Annotated in this window: 23 protein-coding genes, 1 pseudogene and 1 riboswitch; all 24 genes and pseudogenes read left to right on the forward strand. The window is 36.4% G+C overall.

The features are described from left to right. Positions 1–3 precede the first annotated feature (3 nt). The 24 genes and pseudogenes from ACQ4KW_RS07590 to ACQ4KW_RS07705 all read left to right on the forward strand — a co-directional run bounded on the left by ACQ4KW_RS07590 (position 4) and on the right by ACQ4KW_RS07705 (position 24,793). Positions 4–435, forward strand: coding sequence for a GNAT family N-acetyltransferase (locus tag ACQ4KW_RS07590; protein WP_430885927.1), 432 nt, complete (start codon positions 4–6; stop codon positions 433–435). A gap of 81 nt (positions 436–516) precedes the next feature. Next, positions 517–1,350: a sugar nucleotide-binding protein gene (locus ACQ4KW_RS07595; protein ID WP_430885928.1), complete on the forward strand. Its 834-nt coding sequence runs from the start codon at positions 517–519 to the stop codon at positions 1,348–1,350. After that, positions 1,350–2,114 carry an alpha/beta hydrolase gene (locus ACQ4KW_RS07600; protein WP_430885929.1) on the forward strand — a complete coding sequence of 255 codons (765 nt, stop codon included), beginning with the start codon at positions 1,350–1,352 and terminating at the stop codon, positions 2,112–2,114. Before ACQ4KW_RS07595 ends, ACQ4KW_RS07600 begins: the two co-directional genes overlap by 1 nt. A gap of 63 nt (positions 2,115–2,177) precedes the next feature. Continuing rightward, complete coding sequence (locus tag ACQ4KW_RS07605; protein WP_430885930.1) at positions 2,178–3,014, forward strand: GNAT family N-acetyltransferase; 837 nt, start codon at positions 2,178–2,180, stop codon at positions 3,012–3,014. Positions 3,015–3,023: 9 nt separating this feature from the next. Continuing rightward, positions 3,024–3,497 (forward strand): GNAT family N-acetyltransferase, encoded by a 474-nt coding sequence (locus ACQ4KW_RS07610; RefSeq protein ID WP_430885931.1) that lies wholly within the window; start codon positions 3,024–3,026, stop codon positions 3,495–3,497. A gap of 62 nt (positions 3,498–3,559) precedes the next feature. Continuing rightward, positions 3,560–4,699 (forward strand): aldo/keto reductase, encoded by a 1,140-nt coding sequence (locus tag ACQ4KW_RS07615; protein ID WP_430885932.1) that lies wholly within the window; start codon positions 3,560–3,562, stop codon positions 4,697–4,699. A gap of 42 nt (positions 4,700–4,741) precedes the next feature. Next, on the forward strand, positions 4,742–5,218 hold the full coding sequence (locus ACQ4KW_RS07620) for a hypothetical protein (RefSeq protein WP_430885933.1): 477 nt from the start codon (positions 4,742–4,744) through the stop codon (positions 5,216–5,218). Positions 5,219–5,255: 37 nt separating this feature from the next. Beyond that, complete coding sequence (locus ACQ4KW_RS07625; protein WP_430885934.1) at positions 5,256–6,368, forward strand: C45 family autoproteolytic acyltransferase/hydolase; 1,113 nt, start codon at positions 5,256–5,258, stop codon at positions 6,366–6,368. Between the two features lie 51 nt (positions 6,369–6,419). Next, positions 6,420–7,238 carry a nitroreductase family protein gene (locus ACQ4KW_RS07630; RefSeq protein WP_430885935.1) on the forward strand — a complete coding sequence of 273 codons (819 nt, stop codon included), beginning with the start codon at positions 6,420–6,422 and terminating at the stop codon, positions 7,236–7,238. A gap of 61 nt (positions 7,239–7,299) precedes the next feature. Further along, positions 7,300–7,860 carry a DUF4386 family protein gene (locus tag ACQ4KW_RS07635; protein ID WP_430885936.1) on the forward strand — a complete coding sequence of 187 codons (561 nt, stop codon included), beginning with the start codon at positions 7,300–7,302 and terminating at the stop codon, positions 7,858–7,860. A 34-nt stretch (positions 7,861–7,894) separates the two neighbouring features. Continuing rightward, positions 7,895–7,987: riboswitch (NiCo riboswitch) on the forward strand. Between the two features lie 253 nt (positions 7,988–8,240). Further along, positions 8,241–9,148 (forward strand): annotated as a pseudogene (locus ACQ4KW_RS07640) (cation diffusion facilitator family transporter). A gap of 271 nt (positions 9,149–9,419) precedes the next feature. Continuing rightward, positions 9,420–10,340: a GNAT family N-acetyltransferase gene (locus tag ACQ4KW_RS07645; protein ID WP_430885937.1), complete on the forward strand. Its 921-nt coding sequence runs from the start codon at positions 9,420–9,422 to the stop codon at positions 10,338–10,340. A gap of 87 nt (positions 10,341–10,427) precedes the next feature. Next, positions 10,428–11,954, forward strand: a complete 1,527-nt coding sequence (locus tag ACQ4KW_RS07650) for an amidohydrolase family protein (protein WP_430885938.1) — start codon at positions 10,428–10,430, stop codon at positions 11,952–11,954. 33 nt (positions 11,955–11,987) lie between these two features. Then, a complete protein-coding gene (locus ACQ4KW_RS07655; RefSeq protein ID WP_430885939.1) occupies positions 11,988–14,033 on the forward strand; it encodes a hypothetical protein in 2,046 nt (681 codons plus the stop codon). A 366-nt stretch (positions 14,034–14,399) separates the two neighbouring features. Further along, positions 14,400–15,728: a PEP/pyruvate-binding domain-containing protein gene (locus ACQ4KW_RS07660; protein WP_430885940.1), complete on the forward strand. Its 1,329-nt coding sequence runs from the start codon at positions 14,400–14,402 to the stop codon at positions 15,726–15,728. Further along, entirely contained in the window at positions 15,704–17,014 is a 1,311-nt protein-coding gene (locus ACQ4KW_RS07665) for a PEP-utilizing enzyme (protein ID WP_430885941.1), read from the forward strand. The genes ACQ4KW_RS07660 and ACQ4KW_RS07665 overlap by 25 nt, the downstream gene beginning before the upstream one ends. Before the next feature lie 133 nt (positions 17,015–17,147). Beyond that, positions 17,148–17,732, forward strand: coding sequence for a TetR/AcrR family transcriptional regulator (locus tag ACQ4KW_RS07670; protein WP_430885942.1), 585 nt, complete (start codon positions 17,148–17,150; stop codon positions 17,730–17,732). 16 nt (positions 17,733–17,748) lie between these two features. After that, on the forward strand, positions 17,749–18,501 hold the full coding sequence (locus tag ACQ4KW_RS07675; protein WP_430885943.1) for a hypothetical protein: 753 nt from the start codon (positions 17,749–17,751) through the stop codon (positions 18,499–18,501). Between the two features lie 84 nt (positions 18,502–18,585). Beyond that, the gene (locus ACQ4KW_RS07680) at positions 18,586–19,110 is read left to right on the forward strand and encodes a hypothetical protein (protein ID WP_430885944.1); all 525 of its coding nucleotides are present in this window, start codon (positions 18,586–18,588) and stop codon (positions 19,108–19,110) included. Positions 19,111–19,118: 8 nt separating this feature from the next. Then, positions 19,119–19,391 carry a GNAT family N-acetyltransferase gene (locus tag ACQ4KW_RS07685; protein ID WP_430886552.1) on the forward strand — a complete coding sequence of 91 codons (273 nt, stop codon included), beginning with the start codon at positions 19,119–19,121 and terminating at the stop codon, positions 19,389–19,391. A 336-nt stretch (positions 19,392–19,727) separates the two neighbouring features. Next, positions 19,728–21,212: a nitrilase-related carbon-nitrogen hydrolase gene (locus ACQ4KW_RS07690; RefSeq protein ID WP_430885945.1), complete on the forward strand. Its 1,485-nt coding sequence runs from the start codon at positions 19,728–19,730 to the stop codon at positions 21,210–21,212. A gap of 218 nt (positions 21,213–21,430) precedes the next feature. After that, complete coding sequence (locus ACQ4KW_RS07695; RefSeq protein WP_430885946.1) at positions 21,431–22,675, forward strand: serine hydrolase domain-containing protein; 1,245 nt, start codon at positions 21,431–21,433, stop codon at positions 22,673–22,675. Between the two features lie 39 nt (positions 22,676–22,714). Further along, positions 22,715–23,866, forward strand: coding sequence for an acyltransferase family protein (locus ACQ4KW_RS07700; protein ID WP_430885947.1), 1,152 nt, complete (start codon positions 22,715–22,717; stop codon positions 23,864–23,866). An 87-nt stretch (positions 23,867–23,953) separates the two neighbouring features. Continuing rightward, positions 23,954–24,793 carry a lysostaphin resistance A-like protein gene (locus tag ACQ4KW_RS07705; RefSeq protein ID WP_430885948.1) on the forward strand — a complete coding sequence of 280 codons (840 nt, stop codon included), beginning with the start codon at positions 23,954–23,956 and terminating at the stop codon, positions 24,791–24,793. The last annotated feature ends 133 nt before the right edge of the window (positions 24,794–24,926 follow it).

Here is a 24,926-nt window from a genome sequence, read left to right on the forward strand (position 1 = left end):
TCTATGAATGTAAATTTAATGCAAATTGATGATTATGAAGAAGCATATACCCTGTGGACTCATACCGCGGGTATGGGATTAAGATCTCTTGATGATTCCAAAGAGGGGATTGCGCGCTTTCTTTTAAGAAATCCAAATACAAATTTTGTGTGTAGAATTGATGGAGAACTCGTAGGCCTTATTTTATGCGGACATGATGGCAGACGAGCATATGTTTATCATGCTGTGGTCAATGAGAAATATAGGGGGCGTGGCATTGGCAAGATGCTACTGAATAATGTTATCGACTCTGTAAAAAAAGAAGGAATACACAAACTTTGTTTAGTTGTATTTGAAAACAACACTGTGGGTAATAAGTTTTGGGCTTCACAAGGGTTTTCTATAAGGGATGACCTTGTTTACAGGGACTTATCTTTAAACGAATTGAATGTTTAGAGGGCGTAAAATTTTGATGTAATTTTGATGTAGTTTTGATGTATAGAGACTTTAGTTCAAATAAGAAGTTTGGAGAAAACCATGGATAAAATTCTGATACTAGGAGAAAATGGTCTAATTGGAAGGGCTATAAGCAAGAGATTAAGGTGCCAAGACTTTGCTGAGATTTACGGGACATATCATTCTAAAGTTCCGAGATTAAAAGATGGTGTCAAGCGTTTTTATTTAGATATAAAGACTCCAGAGGCTTTGATTTTATGGCTGGAAGAAAATAAACCATCTTATGTGATTTCTTGCCTTCGTGGAGATTTTGAAGATCAGTTAGAACTTCATAAACAACTTGCAGAAAAGATCCAGCACACGAATACCAAAATCTTGTTTTTTTCAACCGCAAATGTCTTTGATGGAGATTTGAGTCGGATTCACTATGAAGATGACAAGACAATGGCTAAGTCAGACTATGGTCGTTTTAAAGCTGAATGTGAGGACATCATTCGCGAGATATTGCCAAATGATAGTGTTGTTATAAGGCTCCCTATGGTTTTAGATTATGATTGTAAACGGATAAGAGACTTGAAGAAAGCAGCAAAAGAGGGCAGTGCCTTTACTTTGTATAATAATCTGCATCTTAATATAGAAACCGCTACAAGTGTGGCTCGTAAGACTTTAATGATAATAGAATCTAAACAGTCTGGACTTTATCATTTTGGCACATCAGATGAAATTTCCCACAAGGCTATGTATGAGCAGTTATCAGAACTTTTAGAGCTTAAGGGTATAAAATTTGAGGTTGATGAAATGGAAAAGGGGCACTTTACTTTAGGGACAAGACGAGTGCAAACAGACAAACCGATTGTTAGATTAACTATAGAGTCAGCTTTGAAAGAAATAACAATATCAAGGGCGTGTTTTTAATGACGATAGAAAAGCATTTATTGCACTCAAGAAAAATTAATGACTTATTCCAAATTAAGGTCAAACTCCCTAAAGGGTATGGGTCAAAAAAGACCAGGTATCCTGTCGTATATTTACTGGATTCCAATATCTTTTGGGGACTGGTATCTGACACACTGCACCTCCTTCAATACGGACAAGAAGTGCCAGAAGTCATTTTAGTTGGCGTGGGGTATCCAAATGATGAAGACCATATGGTTTTGAGAGACCGTGACTACCTGCCAACTTATAATTTAGTATCAGAAAATTCTGGGAATGCAAACGAATTTCTAACTTTTTTACAAGAAGACCTAATGAACTTTGTAAACAGTCGGTATAGGACTATATCAGAAGATTCCACACTTATAGGAGATTCTTATAGTGGACTTTTTGCCCTTTACACCCTATTTACGGAGCCAGGCACATTCAAGCGTTACGTAATAGGCAGTCCATCAATATATTGGGACAACCGTGTAATACTAAAACTTGAAGAAGATTATAGCAAAATGCATAAGGCCTTGGAAGCAAAAGTTTTTATATCAGTTGGGGAACTGGAAGCTGTATATGAGCCTATTTTTGCACAGATGGTTGGTAATGTAAAAGAACTCGTTGCAACACTTTATCAAAGAGAGTATGTCGGCTTGCGATTGGCTTCACATATTTTTGAATGCGAAACGCATTTGTCTGTAATACCTGCGACGTTTAGTAGGGGACTCAGGGAAGTGTTTAGATTCAGCAATAAATAGTATTCGGTCGAGGATGGGGTTTGCAGTATGTTCAGTATGTTTTTTATGAAAGAAGGTAATAGTATGATCAGATTAGTTAAAGCAAGGGATGTAGACGATAGTGTGATCTACCAAGTCTTCAAGAAGGGGTACTCGGATTATTCAATTTCTTTAGATATGGGGCAAGAGGCCTTTGTGCACAGATTTCTTGAAATCGACGCAAGTAGAGATTTGTCATATCTAGCCTTTGATAAGGATCAGCCCGCTGGACTTATTTTAGGCAAGATTCAAAACTTTCATGGTGTAAAAACCATGAGATGTGGTGGATTTGCAGTGATTCCACAAATGAGGAAAAAAGGTATTGGGGAGAAGCTCTTTGAAAAACACGAACAAGTGGCTAAAGAGAATAATTGTAAGCTCCTGTTTCTCGAAGTGTTAAAAGAAAATGATAAGGCTATTCGGTTTTATAAAAGGGTGGGTTACCATCCAGTAAATGACTTTAGATACTATAAGCTATCAAATCCTAAACCTATACTAAATCATAATTTGAGAATGGAAAAGACCGATTTTAAGTCAGTCCACGACCTTCGAAGTACAATGCCAAGTCTTTATCTAAATTGGCAGGGGGAGTTCTTTAGTCTGGAAGCTATGAGTAATGTGAATTACTATTCTTTTTATGAAGAGAATCAACATATTGGTCTAGCATCGGTTAATGACAGTGGCACAATATATTTTATATGGGTTGACCCAAGACATAGACAAAATGGATATGGACAATCGATTATTGCTCATATTCAAAATCAGCATGATTTTGAATCAATGGGCACTATATCTTGTAATAACATTCTATATGAAGGGTTTTTAAGAAAAATTGGTATGACGGTTGAAATTGAGCAGCACGAAATGATGAAAGTTTTATAGGAGACTACAATGGTTACAATTAGACAAGCTTGTGAATCTGATTTTGAATCTATAAATCGACTCTACGAGCAATTGGATAAGCTTCACCGAGTAAGGCATGCAGAACGGTTTCAAGAGCCGGCTGAAATTGGGCGAACGAAAGAGTATTTAATCAACCTATTAGAGAACTCTATGTGCCATCTGGCAGTTGCTACTGATGATGAAAAAGTTATTGGGTTTGTAGAAGGACGCCTCATGGAATCGCCTGATTTTGATGTGCTTGTAAAACGTAAATATATTCAGATTAATAGCTTGGTTGTAGACACATCACGGCGGAGCGAAGGCACTGGACAGCTTCTGCTCGACCACTTGATAAAGTGGGGTCAGGATCATGGTGCTAAGAGTGCGGAGCTCAATGTCTATATCTTTAATGAGTCGGCTATTTCATTATATGAGAACAATGGGTTTAAAGTAATTACTCAAAGCATGTATAAGAAAATCTAGCAGTGATAATCTGATTTGGGAATGATGGGAATGATAGGGGTTATGGAAAATGGAGGGGAGATATGATTTTTAACAAATTGGGAAAGACAGGCTTTACCACTTCACGACTGGGATTTGGGTTTATGAGACCTCCGATGAGAGTTCTGTCCGATGGGACAAAGGTTTTCGATGAAGAAAAGGCCATTTCCAATATTAGATATGCAATTGATTGCGGTATAAATTATGTTGATACGGCTTATGGCTATCCAGGGAATGAAGTTTTACTCGGCAAGGCGTTAAAAGATGGTTATAGAGAAAAAGTCAATATAACCACCAAAGCCCTCATACTGAATATTAACAGTCGAGAAGATTATAATCGCATGTTTAATGAAGAACTTATGCGGCTAGAAACGGATTACATTGACACTTATCTCTTTCATAATATACGCCCAGCCGTTTGGAAAAATGTTGTAGAGTATGATGGTTTATCTGTTCTTGAAAAGCTAAAAGATGAAGGCAAAATCAAAAGAATCGGTTTTTCCTTGCATGCAGATTATGATTTCTTTAAAGAGGTCGTAGATTATTATAACTGGGACTTTTGCATGGTTCAGTACAATATTTTGGATCAAAAATTTCAAGTTGGTTTGGAAGGTATACAATATGCTAAATCAAAGGGGCTTGCTGTGGGCATTATGGAACCCTTGAAAGGTGGAATACTCTCAAAAAATATACCTGAGGAAGTTAAAACCTTATTAAAAGAAAATAATATAAAGTCTTTACCTGACTTATGTTTAAGATGGTTGTCAAGAATATCCGAAATTGATGTTATTGTCAGCGGTATGTCAAACCTTGACGATGTGAAGAAGAACCTTAAAACATTCGAAAGTACTCAGACGGCATCGATTAGTGAAACGGAACTCGCCTTGGTAGATAAAATAGTAGAAATTTACAATGCCCAAAATCTGATACCTTGCTCTTCTTGTGGATACTGCATGCCGTGCCCGCAAAATGTGAATATACCTAATATATTCAAGGTCTACAATGATTCTGTCTTAGCGGGGTCGGATCGACACGGAAAGTCATTTTATAGAGTCATGGTTGAGTTAGCAAACGGAAAAGGATCTAACTGTACACGGTGTGGCCTATGTGTACGAAAATGTCCTCAAAGTATCGATATTCCAAAATATATAGAAGAGGCTTCGCTCAAATTTGAGACTAAATAAAAAGTGACTGTGTTCTAAATGGAACTGGAGGTGCTTGCGGGTATGATTATTCCAATTATAAGATTTCTTCAAAAGCTAATAATGGGTAGGCTTGTTTTCTTAAATGCGGATAAAGGTCGAATGATTCTTATGGGGAATAATTATAAGTTTCAAGTCTTTAGACACATTGGTCTGAAGAGGAACTTTGAACCATCGTGTCCTTGCCTATTTATAGTACGTTTTAAATTCAAAAATTTTTCGCATCAGAAGAATATCAGACTTTCACGGATTCCGATACCATTAATAGTTGGATCAAAAGGATTTCAGAATAAGATGTGGATGATAGACCATGAAACAGATTATTGGCAGGGCGTTTACCAGTGGGACAGCCTAGAAAGTCTTAACAATTATAAAAGATCTTTTGTACTTGGCATTATGAATAATAGAGCAATGCGATCAACAATTTCATATGAAACTATAGAAGGTATGGATATATCTTCTTTTATGAAGACATATGCATTAGACAGCAAAAAAAGCTAGCTGAAAGATGTAAAGTAGAGGGATTGGAGGAATAAAGATGAAAGAACTGCATTTAAGCGGATCCTTTTATGATATGGGTGTAGATTACGGAAAGACATTCAAGAAAGACATAAAGCTGTTCTCAAAATTTATATATCTAATGGTGTCATTGTGTAGACAACCTGGATCAACAACATTTAGTCCAAATATGAAATATTTCCTTCACTCACTATTTAGTTTAAAGAAGGACAAAAAGAAGTTTAGAGAAGGTATGGTTTATTTCGAAAATACACTGAAAGAATATGCACCTGACATGCTTGAAATGATTCGGGGAATATCTGAAGGCTCAGGGTTAGACTTAGAAGATGTCATGTTCTTGAATATGGCAACTGATGTCATGATGACGTGTTCAATATGGGGGGCACACGGTGAAGCTTCAAAAAATAAGAACACATTAATTGGTATGAATGCGGATGAAAGTAAAGAAGTTGAAAAATATGAAATTATGATCCACATGACACCTAAGTCTGGAAAACAGGTTAAGGGTAGTGTCATGGTGGGCACTGTTCTGCTCAACCATGGTATGAATGAAGACGGTTTGGCATGGGCAGGAACCTTATTCTTTCTTGAAATTGATGGTCTCATTAAAGGCAATATTCCTCTTGTTGTCTTACAAAGACCCCTATATGAGTGTGCAAGTGTTGATGAAGCTATGAGACTGATAGACAAATTGCCAAATACGAATTTAGGTGCTGTGGTCTATCTGGGAGATTCTGAGCAACTCGTAAGATATGAATGTTCTGATGATATTCGAATAAAAACAATTGTAGAGAATTCAGTATTAGGCACAACAAATCTTCCAGAAGCAGAAGCGCTAAGAAAAAAAGACTTGTTTAAGGGCTATCCTGATAATAAAAACCTTAATGCAAGACATAGACATGCGCGTATGCAAGATTTAATCAGTCAGCATGAGGGCGATTTTGATATTGACCTTATGAAAAAAATAGCATCTGATCATGATCTTGGTGGACCGCATGAAAATATGAGTATGTGTCAACATGGCAAATTCAAGACCTTAGTCACCTATATAGCAGACCCATCTAATAGGTGTTTCTATATAAATTTTGGAAATCCATGCAAAGACGCGTTTAAAAAATACACATTCAAATAAAAAAGCTGGAGATAAAAAAAGATTGCCTATTTAAGGAGTTGAACTTAAATTATGTTTAAAGTCAAAAAAGAAGACTGCATAGGCTGCGGTCTATGTGTAAGAGATTGCTTTGTTCAAGATATTGAACTTGTAGAAAATTGTGCTGTCATCAAAAATTCTAGATGTATTAAATGTGGACATTGTATTGCTGTATGTCCCAAGCGGGCTGTGTTAACTGATGATTATGAAATGGATCAGGTTAAAGAATATCAATCAGAAGATTTTGATATTGAAGCAAATAAGCTACTCAATTTTATTAAGTTTAGAAGGACTGTTCGACAGTTTGAGAAAAAGACTGTAGAAGAAGAAAAAATTCGTAGCATAATTGAAGCGGGAAGGTATACACAAACCGCTGGCAATAGACAAGATGTGTCATTCATAGTGGTTCAAGAGAGTATTCCAGAACTAAAGACCTTGACTTTAGAACGCTTGAACAACATAGGCATCCACTTATTAAACAATATTACGGATGATAACAGACAATACGTGCCTTATGCAAAATTGTGGAGAAAAATGTATCAAGACAGTCTGACTGATAATGCAATGGATAGACTCTTCTTTGATGCGCCTGTGATTATTGTGGTTGCATCAAAAACAGAACTTAATGGTGCAATTGCTTCCACAAACATGGAACTTATGGCAAATGCCTTGGAACTTGGAGTTTGTTATAACGGATTCTTCACACGCGCCGCTAAAGATAATGAAGAAATTAATAAGTTGCTAAATTTACAAGAAGGCAGTGAAGTCGTAACAGCTATGTGTGTGGGGTATCCAACGGTCAAATACCTTAGAACCGTCCCTAGAAAAGAATCTGAAATCACTTGGATTTGATTTTAATGAAGCCTTTGATTGAATCTCGGTCTTAATACTGTGAAATGGAAGGTGTGACAAGATGAATATAGATTTACCAATGAAGACAAGAAGTCGTTTGGTTGGATTTTTCATTATAATAGCCTACTCAATGCTTGTAGGATTTGCGACAGAGTCAAAAGCAGTTGTTTGCATAGCCGATATTGTAAGTGGGGTGGCTGTCGTAGGCATAGCGGTTTTAATGCGGCCGCTTCTTGCTAAGTTTGGGGAAATGACCTCTAAGTTATATTTGCTCTTGAAGTGGATAGAAGGGTTATTAATGGTATTATCAGGACTGTTTTATTTAAACACAAATATGCAATATCTACGCGGTGTCATTTATGACCGAGTTCATATCTATGCATTTGTAGTGAGTGGACTTTTATTCTACATCTTGCTGTTAAGAAGTAGCCTTATTCCAAAATTTATAGCCATCTGGGGCTTGGTGGGTATATTGGCTTTGATGGTATCTACGGTTCTGGGCTGGTTTTCCATAAGCTATGCCCTGATAGATGCATTGATTCTGCTTATAATTACAAATGAGTTCTTTCTTGCAGGATGGTTATGGATTAAAGGTTTGAATAAAAAAGTGTTGACAAATTAAACGAATGAAGATTATAATGCATATATAATTTCATGAAAAGTAATCTGAACAGGCGGTAAGTCAAACTTATTAGCCGGGTCACAATATAGGTGACAGCAGAATGTTTATAAGCATTTGTGGGACAGGAATATCCCATAGGTGCTTTTTTGTATGCAATTTTGCTTTAATAAGTTGAAGTAAAGCGTTCAGGCGCTTGCAAAATTACAGGTCTATACCCTTGCTATACCATATATAGAATTTTTGATTCTTAAATCTATATATGGTATAGCAAGGGTGCATGAAGGATGTTTTGCAAGTCGCTCAGTTAGGAAAGAGGTGAACAGATAAATCAATTTTTACAAACACATTAACGAATAGAATTAATAGAAAGGAAAAATAAAATGACAATCATTCAAAATCGAGTGACTCAAAGAAGTCAAAGAGCTCAAAAAGCAACGTGGATTGGTTTTTTGACAAATGCCATATTAACTATATTAAAAATATTTGCTGGGATTCTAGGCAATAGTAGCGCCATGTTGGCGGATGGAGTACATTCCTTGTCCGACTTTATAACGGATATAGTTGTTTTACTTGGTTTTAAACTTACAAGTAAACCAGAGGATTCTGATCATAACTATGGACATGGTAAGTATGAGACGGTATCGACATTGATAGTTGGAGGTATTTTATTTTACGCAGGCGTAAATATATTCAAGCATGCTTCTTTAAGTATTTACAAGGTTGTAATCTTAGGTGAGAGCATTGCAAAACCATTACCACTAGCCATTGCTATTGCATTTGTTTCTATAATAAGCAAAGAAAGTTTGTTTAGATACACAAAAAAATTGGTGAAGAGATTGACTCTTCAGCACTTATAGCCAATAGTTGGCATCAACGCTCCGATGCAATATCTTCGGTAGGAACATTTGTTGGCGTTGGGGCAGCCTATATCCTAGGGGAGAACTGGGTGGTTCTAGATCCATTAGCAGCACTTATAGTAAGCGGCCTCATATTTAAAGTTGCATTTGAAATTCTTAAATCTGCCCTCCATGAATTAATAGATGGGGCCCTTGAATCGGAAGATGTTAAGTATATTGAAGAAAAGATAAAAGAATCAGAAGGCATTAGGGACTATCATAATCTTAGAACTAGACGTTTAGGATCAAAAAAAGTGATAGAAGCACATTTGATATTCGATGAAAACATGTCCTTGCAAGATGCCCATGCCTATTCAGACAGATTGGAAGGTGTATTAAAGAGTCGATTTAATGAGAGTAGCATTATAACTTTTCATCTGGAGCCTAAATAATTAAAGGTCAATGAATGAGAGCGTAGATCATATGGGAAGTGGAGCTTTTAACAAAGTATTGAAAACAACTTATGATCTGTCACAAAAAAACCATCACGCATTATATATATGGAAGTGGTTTACATGTAATTATATAAACAAAAAACTTGACAAGTGTTTAAAATGTATATAATGTTGACTTATAAATACAACATTCAAAAAGTGCAAAATTCAACTTAAATGTTATAGGGTATAAAAAATGTAAGATACTCTTTCGTGTGGGGGGAAGAAAATGAAATTTAAAAAAATTGAGTATACACATGAAGACTTTGAAAGGGTCAGAAATTTTCTTATGGATACCTACAAAGAGAAGTCATCAAACTGGTTCATTGAAAGATGGAATTGGTGTGTCTATTTCGATGGTTCATGGCTTGAAATTTTAGAAACTTGGCCATCTTCAGTGGGGCTGTGGACGGATGAAAAGGACAATATTGTAGGGCTTGTGTCATCGCAAGGTGAAATTAACGGCGACGTTTTTTTTCAGTTAAAAGAGACGTTTTGCAATGCGGCCCTTGCAAATGAAATGGTAGATTTTGCATTTAATAATTTAAGTGTAGAGGAAGGTGGTCAGAGCCGACTTTATCCAAGGCTTAATAAAGCGCATAGGCACTTGTTTTTAAACTTATTTAAGAACAAAGGCCTTAGCTTTAGTGGAATCACTGAAAAAATTGCGACTATGAATCTGCATGGACTTCTTCAAATAGACCTGCCAAAAGGATTTAAATGTATAAACGCTAATCAATTTTCGGCTGAGGAGCGAGCGGTGGCTCATGCGAGAGCGTTCTCTGACACTGATTCAAAAGAAGTAAACCTTCTAAATGAGCGAACCAGAGCGTATAAGGGTTTGGTAAGTTCAGTAGACTATAGGCCACTTTTCGACGTATGCATTGCTGATTCCTCTGGACAAATAGCGGCCTTTGCTACAGGTTGGTATGACTTTCAAAATAATATTGGAATGTTAGAACCTGTGGGCACCATAGCAAGTTATAGAGGGAATAACTTAGGGAAAATGGTTGTTTATGAATGTATGAACAGGCTGTATGAAGTGGGCGTTAGAAAAGTATACGTGGGATCAGGTCAAGAATTTTATAAAAGCATAGGGTTTGAAATTGTTGATGAGGTAGAAATTTGGGAACCTACACAGGTTTTATAATTGTCTCCTGGAAATAGAATGAAACATTTGAAGTAACAGCCCTAGCCTAAAATGCAAGTGGAAATGATTAGAGAAGGAGGTTGGACTATGAAGAAAACAGGACTTGCAAAATTTGGTCAGAAACTGGGAGATATTGCAGCTGGTCACCTCAAAGATTTTGATTACAAATCTCAGCAAAACTTGAACTGGAAACTTGGGAATAAAGAAGCATGGATACTAAACAATGTGAAAATTATAGATGTAAAAAAAGGTCGAGTTTGCGATGCAACAGCAGTTTGGATTGACGGTGACACCATACTTGACCTATTGACTCCAGATAGAGTTGAGACTGTAAAACATCAAACGGATGTCAAAGGCATTATAGATGGTAAGGGATATTACTTAATTCCAGGTTTATCGGATTTACATTGTCATTTAAGTCTGGTGTCTGAATACAATATGAAACTCAGCTACTTGCATTATTTTGATGGGCAAAGAAAACTGAATTGCGAGTATGCTTTGAAAAATGGATGTACATTTGTCAGAGATAGTGGTGGCGCATACGATATGGTTAGTCAACTCATTGAAGACATTGAATCAGGGCATATTATGGGTCCCACAATTTTTCCAAGTTACGAGGTCATGACACCCAAAGGCGGTATGTGGGATGTAGGGAAAATAATGAATAAGTTAGCAGAAATGATATTTGGTGGCAAGTTGGTTAATGTCATTGAATCAGACGAAGATGTTAATAAACATTTTGAAGACGCAGCGAAGTATAATACTAAGAACATAAAAGTGTATACAGAAGAAAAGCCACTATATGGGGGAAAAAAGGAACAAGCCTATAATATGTTTTCAGATGAAGAACTGAAAGCTATTGTCACTAAAGCAAAAAGTACTGGGAAACCCGTAGAGACACACGCCATGTTTCTAAAAGGTGCACGAAGGTCCTTGAGAAGCGGTGTGACATCCATTGCACATTTAACAGTAGATGGCGCTTACACATATGAAGATGCAAAAGCTATGGCGAAAAACAATGTGGCAATAATTCCAACGACAACGATAGGGTGCTATCTGGCCTATAATTTTGCAAATGAAGGGTATCAGAAGAGTTCTGAATTTCAGTTTTATAGAAAAATGTTAGATGAAAAAATAAAACCGATGATAAATGAAGCCACTATTGAACAGATAAGGCCATCTTTTGAAGCATTCTACAATTTTATCTGGGACGAAAAGCATAAGCGAAAAATGCCAGGGATAGGAGAAATATATCCCAAACGTGTACAGGGATTTTCTAAATATGCTGCTGAGAGTTTTTCTAATTTTATAAAAGCCGGTGTCAAAATAGGTATGGGGACTGATGGCGGAACGGGAATGACCTTTTCGGGCAATTTGGCCGTCGAGTTTGAAGCCTATAAACGTTATGGAATGGATTTACCAGAAATCTTAAGGTCAGCAACTATTACAAATATGGAAATACTGGGTCTTGACAAGAAGTATGGCAGTATAGAACCTGGCAAAATGGCCGATATGGTCCTTCTTACTGAAAATCCCTTAGAGGATATAGGTGCAATATCGAAAATTGCCAAGGTGTTTAAGGGCGGTAAATGCTTTGTAGATAACACCCATTAGAACCTGTTCACTAATAGAGTTTTGGAGGCGTACATGTCAAAAAACAAAGTAGGGTTTCTCGAGTTCATAAAATTCTATAAAGAAAACCACAGAGCATTTAAAATATATCCTATGCGGGATAAAGCTAGAACGCAACTAACTTTATGCAATATTGAACTAGCTAAAATGAATGTTCATTCAAAAGCATATTTTGAGTGTATGACAATGTTTAATCATGGAATGATTTATTTATACTCCGGAAAATGGAACGCAACGACTGCCATTAAGTCAAAGAATAAGCACGACTGGAAAAGGGCCTTTGATGATTTTAAAACTTCTATAGATATTGCAAATTCTCTATATGGACATTTAACTAAAGGAACGCCCCTTACAGACTATAATGAGCCACTTCTTAATGATAAAGATGGCGAACTTAAATACTATGGTCATGTCCCTCTTGTTCCTGAGATCACACCGATTGTAATTCTTCAGGGGACAAACCGGGAAATGGGTGCCCAGTACTGCGATCAACTTATTGAAATATACGGGGACTGGATACTTAAAAGGCATAAAAAATCATTCACAGATGATGAGTTGAATGTCATTGGTAAATGGGAACAAGTTCACCGAGAGTATACTCCAGAAATTATTGAATTTGCTGAGGGATGGTCTGAAAGGTCTAAAGAGTTAGGCATTGACCTAGATTATGTACATGTACTGAACTTATGGACAGGTCATAAATCACCGACACAGTCTTATCTGAATGCAGAATCTGGCATACCAGAGCTACCACCACTGGCATGTGCGTCATTGGCTGCATGGAATACAGCAACAGATGATGGCAATTTGGTTGTTGTATCATCAGGTGATCACGATATGAGCTATCAACTGGTTATTGCAATGTATCCAGTGGATGGAAATGCACTTGTTTTTACAACCTTTGAAGCCACCGGGACGCTTCCAACAGTCGGTCCGAATTGGTTTTTCGGTCATCCAGGTATGAATGATAAGGGGCTGGCTTATGCCCATCACGGAGGTGGACCAAAACTTTTAGAACCAAGATCGTCATGGGGGTATGGGCTAAGAAGAGGTGCATCAGTTATTCATAATTTAATGAATCATTCTTCTACTAAAGAATCATTTGAGTTTGAAATGTCATGTCCGGTCGGAGATGTTGGATATGGCGACCAGGCCACCGTTGGTGGATTTTATGTAGACAATCAGTCGGGGTATGTTATTGAATCAAGAATTGATCCTGTATGCGTTCGAAAGCCAGGTATCCTTGGAGAAAAAGACTATCTATTTTCAAATAATAGTGCCATGCACCCCGGCGCTGATCAATCTGAGTGGATGAAGAAAATAGAGAAGGAAATTATCTGGGATGAAATTGGTGGCTGGCGACCAAAAGCGCCTCAGGGAATGAGCAAATCTATTGGAATGTTGTTCAAGTGGTTCACTGGTCGGCTGGATATGCAAGAATTAATGTCAAAAGGCATGATGTTCACATACTGGAACAGCTATAATAGAAATGTTTTCTTGAATGAGAAAGCCAAGGAGGCACATGGCCGTATTAATGAAAATGTTGTAAAAGATATTTTTAGAACCGGAGGCACTATGCCTAAGAAACCATTTGATCAGGCCAAAAGAGATTATAAAAAAACAGGTGAATGGGGACGTGTGTCTTCGGCTCATGCATCCAATGCGATTGTAACTGTTATGAAACCTGCTGAAGGCCTATTCTCGGTCTGTACAGGTCCTGCCAAACGTGGCATGGCACCGATGTCTCCTGATTTAGCCATTTCAATTTACAATGAAAGAAACACATTTTGGGATTTCAGATTGAGTGATTCGCCACAAACGTCATTGGAAGAGGCGGAGAAACTAGCTCGTGACTTATCAACAAAAGCACTGACTATATGCCATAAAAGCAGTAAAAGTTTATTGGTAGAACAGTTAGAGGAAGAGTTACGCTCATATATAGATCAAATACGCGATTTGAATGGAACAAGTCAAAGCACTAATTTAATGACAATCAATAAAAAAATTCGTTTGTTTTGTAAAATTCATGTGGTATCCAGACAAATTCTCGAAATACATTAATTAATCAATTGAGCGACTTGCAAAATATCATTCAAGCGCCTGAATTAATTAATTATAAATTCAATTGATAAATCATCGCAGGCTAGGCACAGATAAAATATTGCTTTGCTTCATGCGGTGATTTTTTCATTATAGGACATGAATATTTATGAACCATAGTTACAAAAGCAACATGACCTAAAGAAATAATAGAAGGTGAGATAATTGTGGTCTAGGTATGAAACCCTCTAATCGACAAGGTTTTACATGCCAGATAAGTTGACTCTGAATTTACACTGAAAACAAAATATACAAAACAGTTGACAAATGTTTAAAATGTATATATTATTAAACTATGATAGGTGGCTAATTAAAGGAGGAGAAAAAATGTATTATAATTTTGATTCGAAAAAAATACCGAGTATTCAAACAGTAGGCGGGAAAGCTCATTCTTTAATTAAGCTGACCAATGCCGGATTTAATGTTCCTGAGGGGGCGGTTCTAACAGTTGAATTTTTCAATGGCTGGCTGAATGAATTAAGAAGTTTAGAGACTTTTAAAACAAATGCCAGTAATCCTGAAAAATTTAGTGAATTAGCGACTGCACTAAAGAAGCATGCAGAAGGCTTATCTTTCAATGATGAGCAAATAAAAGTGATTGAATCAATAACGAATCGGTTTAAGGATTCAACTATGTTTGCAGTAAGATCATCATCACCTGAAGAAGATCTATCAGGCGCATCATTTGCTGGTGGATATGAAACAATCCTTGGCGTGAAACCAAAAAATATGAAAAAGGCGATCAAAGAAGCATTTATATCATGCCTGGATGAGAGGGTTTTCTTCTACAAGCATCAAAATGGTTTTGACACAGGCTTAATTCGAATAGCTGTTATTATTCAAAAACAGATTAATTCAGAGGTTTCGGGAGTGGCATTTTCCTTAAATCCCCTCAATAACTTCTATGATGAAGCTGTTATAAATGCAAATACAGGTTTAGGGGAAAGTGTTGTATCGGGTATGGTAACACCTGATGAGATCGTACTGGACAAAGTGAACGAAAAAATTGTAGACAAGAAGTTAGGGAAGAAAGACAAGTCTATAGTCTTATTAAAAGATGGTGGTACAGAAACTGTAAACGCCAAGAATAGTAATTTTGCAATCACTGATGACCAAGCCATTGAATTGTTAAAAGAACTCAAGAAAATCGAGGCCTTTTACAATCATCCAGTGGATATTGAATGGGCTTTCAGTGAAAATCAATTATATATTCTTCAGTCTAGACCTATAACAACTTATATTCCGCTTCCAGAAGAGCTCCAAACAAAGCCAGAAGAGGACCCTATTCTATATTTGGATGGAAGTCTTACAAAACAAGGTATAAATGTTCCAATATCATATATGGGCTGCGATATACTCGGTCGTTCTCAATCCATTATGATGACGAGAACATTTGGAAAAGACTGCACCAAGAATTTAAAAGTTGGACTGGCTGGAACGAGCGGTGGAAGAATGTATTTGAATGCATCGTCATCCCTGAAAATGCAAGGAAAAAAAGGTGTGGTGAATGCATGGAAAATGTCTGATGCAGGGACAGCTGAATTAATTGAAAGTCTTGATGTAACGAAGTACACACCGAAGAAAACCCCAGAAGATATTAAGGGTTTAAAATGGGGTGCCATAAAAATGGTATGGGCACAATTAAGCGTGTTCTAAAAGCAGCTAAAAATCCAGAAAGTTATAAAGAATGGTACCAGCCATTTGAAGATGAATATGATGTTTATCTCAAAAGTGTTGAAAAACTAAACGTGAATCAAATTGATTTGATTAAGACATTTGAAGAGATTTCTCATGATTTCAATGATCTATTTGAAAAAATGCTTCCGATGACATATGCAGCTGAAATAGCACGTAAGAAGATTGAAAAAATCCTTAAGAGTGAAATAGACAACTATGAGGAAAAAATGTCAATTCTACAGAGATCACTTCCAGACAATGTAACCATCGATATGGGTCTAGGCATGTACAAATTGTCCCAGCTTGCAGAGATTAAAGACAATAATTATGCAACATTTTCATTAAAACTGAAATCTGGAAAACTTAGCGGACAAGTTACAAAGCAATGGAATAAGTTTGTTGAAGTATATGGTTTTAGAGCCAATAACGAGCTAGATATCGCTGTGGAGAGACCGTCGGAAAACCAAGAGATCTTGTTCGATCAAGTCAAGAGTATGTCTGATTTAGATGGAGATTACAGTCCTTTAAAAGTTTATGAAGAGTCTAAGCGATTAAGAGAACAAGCTTATAATGATATAGTTAACCAGTTAAGAGGATCCAAGCTGAAAAAGTTTAAAAAGCAATATAATACTCTAGTTGTACTTGGTGGAAAAAGGGAAGCACTAAAATATTGGTATGCCAAAGGTCTTGCGGTTATGCGTACCCTGCTTTTAAAACGGGCAGAACTTGCAGTGCGAAATGATGAATTGAAACAAGCAAAGGATATTTTCTGGCTGAACTTAGAACAGGTTTCTAAGTTGAATAAAGTATCATCATTTGAAGTGGAGAACTGGATAGAAAACAACAAGATCTACTATAGAAAGCTTGATCAGGTTCATGAGTTCCCTAAACTTATCGATTCAAGGGGTAAAATACTAAGACTACCACCTAGGGAAGCTAAAGAAGGACAACTTGTTGGTCAATCAATTTCTCCTGGTATCATCAAAGGCCGTGTCAAAGTTTTAAGTGAACCGAACGAGAAACCGCTGGAAAAAGGAGAAATTCTTGTAACAAGAGCCACGGATCCAGGCTGGACGCCACTATTCATAAACGCATCAGCAATACTTCTTGAGGTTGGCGGATTGCTTCAGCATGGTGCTTTAGTAGCGAGAGAGTACGGCAAGCCTTGTATAGCGGGTATTGACAATGTCATGAAGGAACTGAAAGATGGTCAGCTCATTGAAGTCGATGCCACGCAAGGAATCATAAACATTATCAACGAGTAAGCAAATTCTTCATTCTTAATTTGTAGAGGTGGATATCAACCGTTAGAGCGCAAATCAAATATGCGTATTGGTTTGGTATTCACCTCACCCCCATTTTGGGAGAAATTTAGAATTTGGAAGTGGGAGAGATACAATGAACCCTTATGAAAAGAGAAGCGAATTGAAAAAGAGTAAAATTAAGAAAAGCACTTTGCACTTGCTCGGATTACATAGTGTGGAGCATATATCTATAAAAATGATAGCAGATCATTCAGGGGTTTCACGGGCCACTATTTATAAACACTTTGATAGCAAAGAAAAATTGATTGTTACAGTTCTTAATGAAATTATTGAGAAAAGCATAGTTGAGAGTGAGAAAATACTCAACAAACAAGCCTCTTTTATAGAGAAATTCAATGAAATAACAGATTTAAAGAGTGATGTATTTTTATTTACTTTAAAAGCGGGGATAAATTTTCTCTACTTTCAAAGCGACTTAATACAGGATGTTTTATCTGCGAGACACCAAGAACAACTTGATAGAATGTCAAAAAAACTTTTTGACCAGGGTCGTGAAGAAGGTTTTATTCACTCGGATTTAAACAATGAAGAGATTAAGGATTTTCTTCATGTGGTGAAAGCAGGCATGAATGAACTTAGAAAGAAGGGTGACCCTGTTATGAATGACATAGTGCGTCTACGTCGTCTTAATGACTTATTTATTCGTGCAATATCATAATGAAAGGAAAATTTGTATGAACCCCATTAATAAGAAACTGTCTGAAGAAGAAGTGGATGCATATTTGCATATGAAACAAATCAGTGCAAGAAACACGGCCATAGGTTCTGTATTTTGTATTTATTCTGTATTACCATTATTTATTATTCTCTATCTAATAGAGTCTGGAACAAGTCAGATGGCTTTTACAAAAGGACTGTTTATAGGGCTCGTGCCTCTACTCATATTGGCTTTTGCAGGTGTGGCTTTTTTTGTAGTGAATCTTAAGAGTTCTGTTGATATTCAAAATATGGAAAATTTAGAGTTTAGTTTATCTCCCAGATTAATTAAATCTGTAAAACATAGAGAAAGACTTCAAAGATCCAAATCTGTCAACAAGTTAATTTTAGGGCTCAGTATGATTATAGCAAGCGCCTTTCCGTTATTGTATATTGCACTAAGTGATTTCAGACTATACAGACTATATGCAGTTTTGCCAGTGAGTATCTTCCTTATTGGAATCGGTGTATATCAAATTGTTAAAGGGCTGATTATTATTGACTCCTACAGACGTATGACCCTAGATGGTGAAAATCTCCAGACGCTCAAAAGAAGAACTAAAAGAGCAAAGCGTTTGAGTCAAGTTTATTGGCCTCTTATAACAGGTGTGTATTTGGCATGGAGTGTTTTCACAATGGACTGGCATCTTACATGGATCATATGGCCATTTGCAGGCATTGTTTTTTCAGCAGTGGCTGGAATTCTAAGCTATGAAGATAGGCATTCGTAAAGCAGGGGATATTTCATGATGTGAAAAGTACCTTGTAGTGTAATGGCTCAACCCTTAATGATTGGATAATTTAGGAGGTGCAATATGATAAAAGTATATAAGACGCACGAGGATTTCTTGCAAAAGTATGAGGCTTTTTTCAAGCGTGATGAAGTGAAGTATGAACTTATTTGGGGAATTTCAAAAAGAAAATCAATAGTAACACTTATGATTGCATCTGAAATTGGCGACCAATTCGTAGTGGGCGTTCTGGCGGGACTGAACTTAATTCTTGCATCAAACACACTTGAAAAAGATGTCTATCGAGATCTTGTCAAATATATGAATGATGTTGAATATCCTGGTATTAGTGGGTCAAAGGAACATTGTGATGTATACAATGCTGTTTACAATGAAGTGAATGGAATGCACCTTAAAACACAAATGAACCAGAGAATATATCAGTGTACTGCAGTGAATAATATCTCAAGTGGCAAAGGTCAAGTTAAAGTGGCCGAAGAGGCAGACCTTGATATTCTAATAGATTGGAATATAAGATTTATTGAAGAATTAGGCGGGGGCACACCTTCGAAAATAGAGACAAGAAAAAAATCAAAGAGAAAGTACTAAAGCAATCAATTTATCTTCTTAAAGTTGATGGTCAAATCGTATCTATGGCGGGAAGAGCAAGGGCGCTGAATAAAACTGAATCAATAGACTATGTATACACACCTAAAAAACTTAGGGGCAATGGTTACGCAAGTCAAATTGTTGAAGAACTTACGAAGAAAGTTCTCCAAGATGGCAGAGTAGCAACTTTATATACGGACTTATCAAATCCAACCTCAAACAGTATTTATATGAAAATAGGATATGAACCTTACAGTGATTCAATTGCCTTGGTTAAGTAAGGTGTTATATGAACCGTTGATTGATTACGTTCATTTATTCATGATATTTCGGTTTGTTGGATGCAATTCTTGTAGCAAAGATACAATAGAATATCTGAAGTTGTAATGAAAAGGTGGAAGTGAGTGCTGCTAAACCTCAATTTGTTCATAAAAGCCTTTTGTAAATTCCTTGAGCTGAGAATTGGTAGATATGAAATTCAAGATTACTTTAAATTTAAGAGACAGCTTGTTTTTTAATGAGATTCTAATCTATATGTAATCAAGGTATCACTCTATTAAATTATAATTCAAAATGTACAAAAAAAGATCATTGTGTATTTTTAAGGAGGGGGCATTATGAATTATAAATCATGGCTATTGTACTTTGGAGGGTTTGTTTTTTTCACATTTACAAGATTGAGTAGGATTTTACCAACCATACCTGTAACAATCGTTCTATCATTCATTTTGATTTTAAGATTTTCACGGACGTGTAAGAGTAAAACAAGCACGCTCTTGATTTTCTCCGGTTTTTTAGTAAGTATTAACGTTGCTCTTTGGGGAATGTTTGATACATCTAGCTTATTTTTCAATATAATAAGAAGCAGTTTGCTAGCACTATTGTATTTCATTCCATTTTGGCTAGATAAGAAGCTGTATAAGAAGTTTGGAAATAATAAATTCCGCTCCACTTTTATTTTTCCTGTGATTACAACAGCAGTTTTCTATTTGATGACAATAGAAGGGCCTTTTGAAGGTGCAGTTCAGCCAGCTAAATTTGGATTTGGAAGTCAAGTTTTCCTACAAATCTGGTCTGTGCTAGGTGTGTTTGGATTTGTATTTTTAACGACCTGGATCGTGTCGGTATCAAATTATCTATGGGACTTATGGAAGAAAGAAGATACTGAGTCAAAAAAGAAATCCAGAAGGGCATTATTACTTGCTGGAATCGTTATTGCATCAGTTTATATTTTTGGACTTGCAAAAATATCAATGACTCAAGATCATTTTGCTGAAACTGTGAGGGTTGCTGCTATAGTTTTTGAAGAAGAAGATGTTGTCCCAATTGCAAGCATTCTGGAAAATGCAGTTGTGTCACCATACCAAGAAAGATTGAATGCAATTGAAGAAAAAGTGATAATGGCTTCGAGAAATGGTGCTGAAATAGCTATCACTCAAGAGTTTGCAATTTTAATTAACGAAAGTAAGCAAAATGACCTCAGAGAAGAACTATCAAGAATTGCAGTAGAGAACGACATCTATCTGTCAATAAATTATGGCTACTATGTTGATGGTGGCAAAGGTGAGAATAAGCAAGTGTTAATAGACAATAATGGGCAATATATTATTGATTACTCTAAAAAGTACTTATTGGGTATAGGTGATATAGGAGAAACGGCTGTCTTTAAAAAAGGCCCTGAGGTATTACAATTTGCCGATACGCCTTATGGTAGAATTTCTGTGTCAGTTTGTCGAGAAATGGATATGGCTAAGTATATGATTCAAGCAGGACAAAATAATGTAGACCTTATGCTGAGTTCTTCATATGAGTTTCCGAATGCTTGGGAGCCAAACTGTACAACAAGAGCTTTTGAAAATGGATTTTCAGTGGTTAGAGCGGCATATAATGGGTGTTCTCACTCTCAGGATTTTAACGGAAAAATTATAGATACAATGTTGTATGACGATCCTCAAGGGATTATGTACACAAACCTCCCAACAAGAGGAGTCAAGACATTATATCCTTATATTGGACATTCTATTGGTCGTATTGCACTTGGCACTTTGCTGATTATGTTTGCCTATTTAGTGTTTTACAAACTGTATAAGCGTAAAAATTAAAATAATTGTAATGGATACCTTCATCTAATTGGTTAGTACGGATTGATTATAATAACATAGAAAAATCCCTTGGCGTAATACTATAATCAACTGACCAGTAAAATTTGAGAACAATTAACCAGATAGGTTATACTATCTAGTCCTTTCAGACTTTTAATTTGAGAAATGTAAATAGGTTTCTCTTTTGAAAGCTAATAGAATTAAAAGAGGAGCATGTTATGAAAGTAAAGAAAAAGTTGATTGCCTTACTGGTATTTGTTCTAATGTGTCTGATGGCTATTGTAATCCTTGCACCAAAACAATTGGAACCTAATAAAGAGGTGGATTCAGTTGAAGAACTGGAACATTATTTAAACCGTCTTACTGAGGATAATTTTCCACCTTCCCTCTCGCTTACTGTAGCCAGTAAAGATGAAATACTGTTTAACAAAAGTTTTGGTCACTTGGATATTGATAAGCAAAAGAATACACCCAATGATGCAATTTATCCTTGGTGGTCAGTCACTAAGCTCTATACAGCAGTCGGTATCATGAAACTTGTTGAAGATGAGGTGCTTGAATTAGATGCACCAATAAAAACCTATTTGCCAGAGTTTGACTCATACCTAGAGACTGGTGAACCAGCTGTGGTAACCGTGAGACAATTGCTTCATCATCAAGCAGGCTTTAGGAGAATGATGCCAGAAGTATTAGAATGGATCCATTTGGCACCGGTCAATAGACCAACGGTTACGGAATTTTTAAATACAAGATTAGTGGGCGATTTCCGTGAACATTCTTTTGAGCCTGGAACAGATTCTGAATACACCAATACTGCCTATATTGTTTTGGGGGCTATTATTGAGTCCGTTACTAATAAAACCTATGAAAGCTACATCCAAGAAATGGTCTTGCAACCGATGGGGATGCTTGAAACTGGTTTTTCTAGATCTGTAGAAGATGAATCCAAAACGCCAATTGGATCAAACGCTGTTATTAGCATTACAACTGGTTTGGTAAAAATATTTGGAAGAGATGACTTCTTCAAAGAGTACGTTCAGTCATATAAAGGGAATCGAATGTACTTTAAGTCTCTGTATACAGATTATTCTCCTTCAACCGGTTTAAGTGGAACATCAGAAGATATGGCCAAACTAGGACAATTGGTTCTCAATAGAGGCTTTATAAATGACCAGCAAATAATAGAAGCTTCTACACTTGATTTAATGCTGGGAGAAACACAATTATCGGATTTGGGGTATGAATATGGAGATCACAAAGAAGCCTTAACAGGACTTGGTTTTAAGTCATGGCGTATAAACGATCTTGTTGTCTATGGTCATGGAGGCGGTGGTCCTGGATATGGCAGTATTTTAGCCATTATACCTGAAAAGCAACTGGTGTTTGCGTTCTTATGTAATGATACGAACATCGATCGAAACCTAATGATAGAAATATTTAACTCGGTATCATGGTATGACTGATGAAATCTAATGAGATTCAATGAGAAAATGGGGGGCTTTATGGAAAATGAAAATAGATATTATCACTCAATTGGAAATTTAAGAGCAGTAGTAATTGTAATGGTTGTGCTACATCATGCACTGCTAGCCTATACAACCTTGTTCAGCTTTGAAGATAGCTACTTAATAGCAAATGTCATTCCGCTTTCCAACTTGTTTAACCCTGTTTTAAATTCGACGAAAACAAAGTTGTTTGATTTAATTATAGGACTCAATGATGTCTATTTCATGTCACTGTTGTTCTTTATATCAGGTCTGTTCTTTTGGAATACGATTCAGAGTAAAGGCGCTCGGAATTATTTGATTTCAAGAGTGAAGAAACTGGGTGTTCCATTTGTTCTGGGGGTCTTATTACTCGTACCACTTGCGTATTATCCAGCCGTTCTTCAAAGAGCTCATATTCGGGACATACAAGTTTTGGATTATGGAAAGTACTGGATTCAATTGGCAAACTTTAAGTTTCTCTCTGGTCCCTTTTGGTTTGTGGGAATGCTGTTGCTCTTTACAATTTTAAGCACTGTCATATATTTTTTTAAGCCATCTTTACAGGTGTCCCTAAGAGACCGACACAAGAAAGTTTTTGAAAATGAATGGGTATTTACTTCTCTTTTGATTCTAGCATCTGCTGTGGCCTATATACCAATGCTAAGCAAATACTCCCCTTATGAATGGATTGGAATAGGTGCTTTGTCTTTTCAAGCAGTACGGATATTTCATTATGGAATTTATTTTCTTGCTGGTTTATTGACAGGGGCTTATGGAATAAACAAATCTTTTCTAATGAAAAACCATGAGAAGTCTTGGCGGTGGTTGATCTGGATTGTATTTGGAGTGATTGTGTTTTTTACAGTGAGTTTTGAAAACCCATTTCATTTCATTTTGTCATGTGCTTCTTTTTCCCTAGGTCTTTTAAACCTGTTTTGTCGGTTTTTCAATCAACAAAATGCACTGATGACTCTGCTAAACAAGAACGGATATGGTATATATATACTGCACTACCCCGTGTCCTCTTGGATACAATGGGCGATGGTTTCATGGCAGATGAGTCCTTTATTTAAAGGCATGATTACGTTTGCTTTTAGTTTGGCGATCAGTTGCGCTTTGACTTCGCTCATTATGAGGAGCGCTAAAGTGAGAAAGATACTTGGATAAGGTGTGAGCATTGTAAAAAGGGGGGCTTAGCTTTAGGAAGATAGGATATATAAATAACGGATTTTGCATGCATACTATAAAGGTAAAATGAAAGAAGGATATATGAATAGTATTAAAAAAATAATTTATGAACATCGTGTATGGATATTTTTCATACAAACAATCGTGATCGGATGGGGCAGTTGGTTCTTTTGGGGTGAGTTTATAATAGCAGCCCCTTTAATAGCTGCAATTACTACATCTTTTGCAACCGAGGGAGTCCTTGGAGTGAAAAGGATTATTGTGAGATATGTGAGGAACTTTAGCCTAATTTGGTGTTTAGTAGCTATTTTGCTGCCTTTTATATTAGCATTTGTTTCAGTTGGTGTATATGGACTCATTGGTGGGACCATTCCTGAATTGTTCTTATTAAGAAATAATCCTTTGGTGGTTTTAAAAATCGCTGCGTATTTCATGATACCATGGGCATCTTCTGCATTTCTTGAAGAAGTTGGCTTTAGAGGATATGTCTTGTCAGAACTTCAAGAAAAATATAGCCCTCTTATCTCGACTGTGATTCTAGGCATATTTTTTGGTGCCTGGTTATTGCCAGAGTTTCTTAATCCAGAATCAGCCCAGTATGCTATGGGGGGCTTAAGTTACTATCCATGGTTTATTTTAATTGAGCTTTCGTTTTCGGTATTTATGACGTGGATATATAATAAGACTAATGGAAATGCACTCATAAGTGGCTATGTATTTCATGGTGCAATGAATGTATCAACATTAGTTGTTTTAACAAATGTTAGGCAATTAGGTACAGGGTTTCCTGTGTTTGACACAAAACTATTTATCTTATCAAGTGTTGTTACAGCAATTTTTGCAATGATTTTGATTATTAAGACTAAGGGAAGACTCGGATATAACTTTGAGAAAATGAGTCATTAGCAATGGGAATTCAATTTTCTTTTCACATGAAAATAGATTAAAATAGTGAAATCTTATTCATATTGAAGGATAATATAGATATCTGGAATGATAGATGGATATGTATACCGATATGAAGATGTGGTATGAAGAT

Origin of the sequence: Tianxiuia mixotrophica (assembly GCF_050596425.1) — a bacterium.
Taxonomy (GTDB): Bacteria; Bacillota; Clostridia; order Peptostreptococcales; family Acidaminobacteraceae.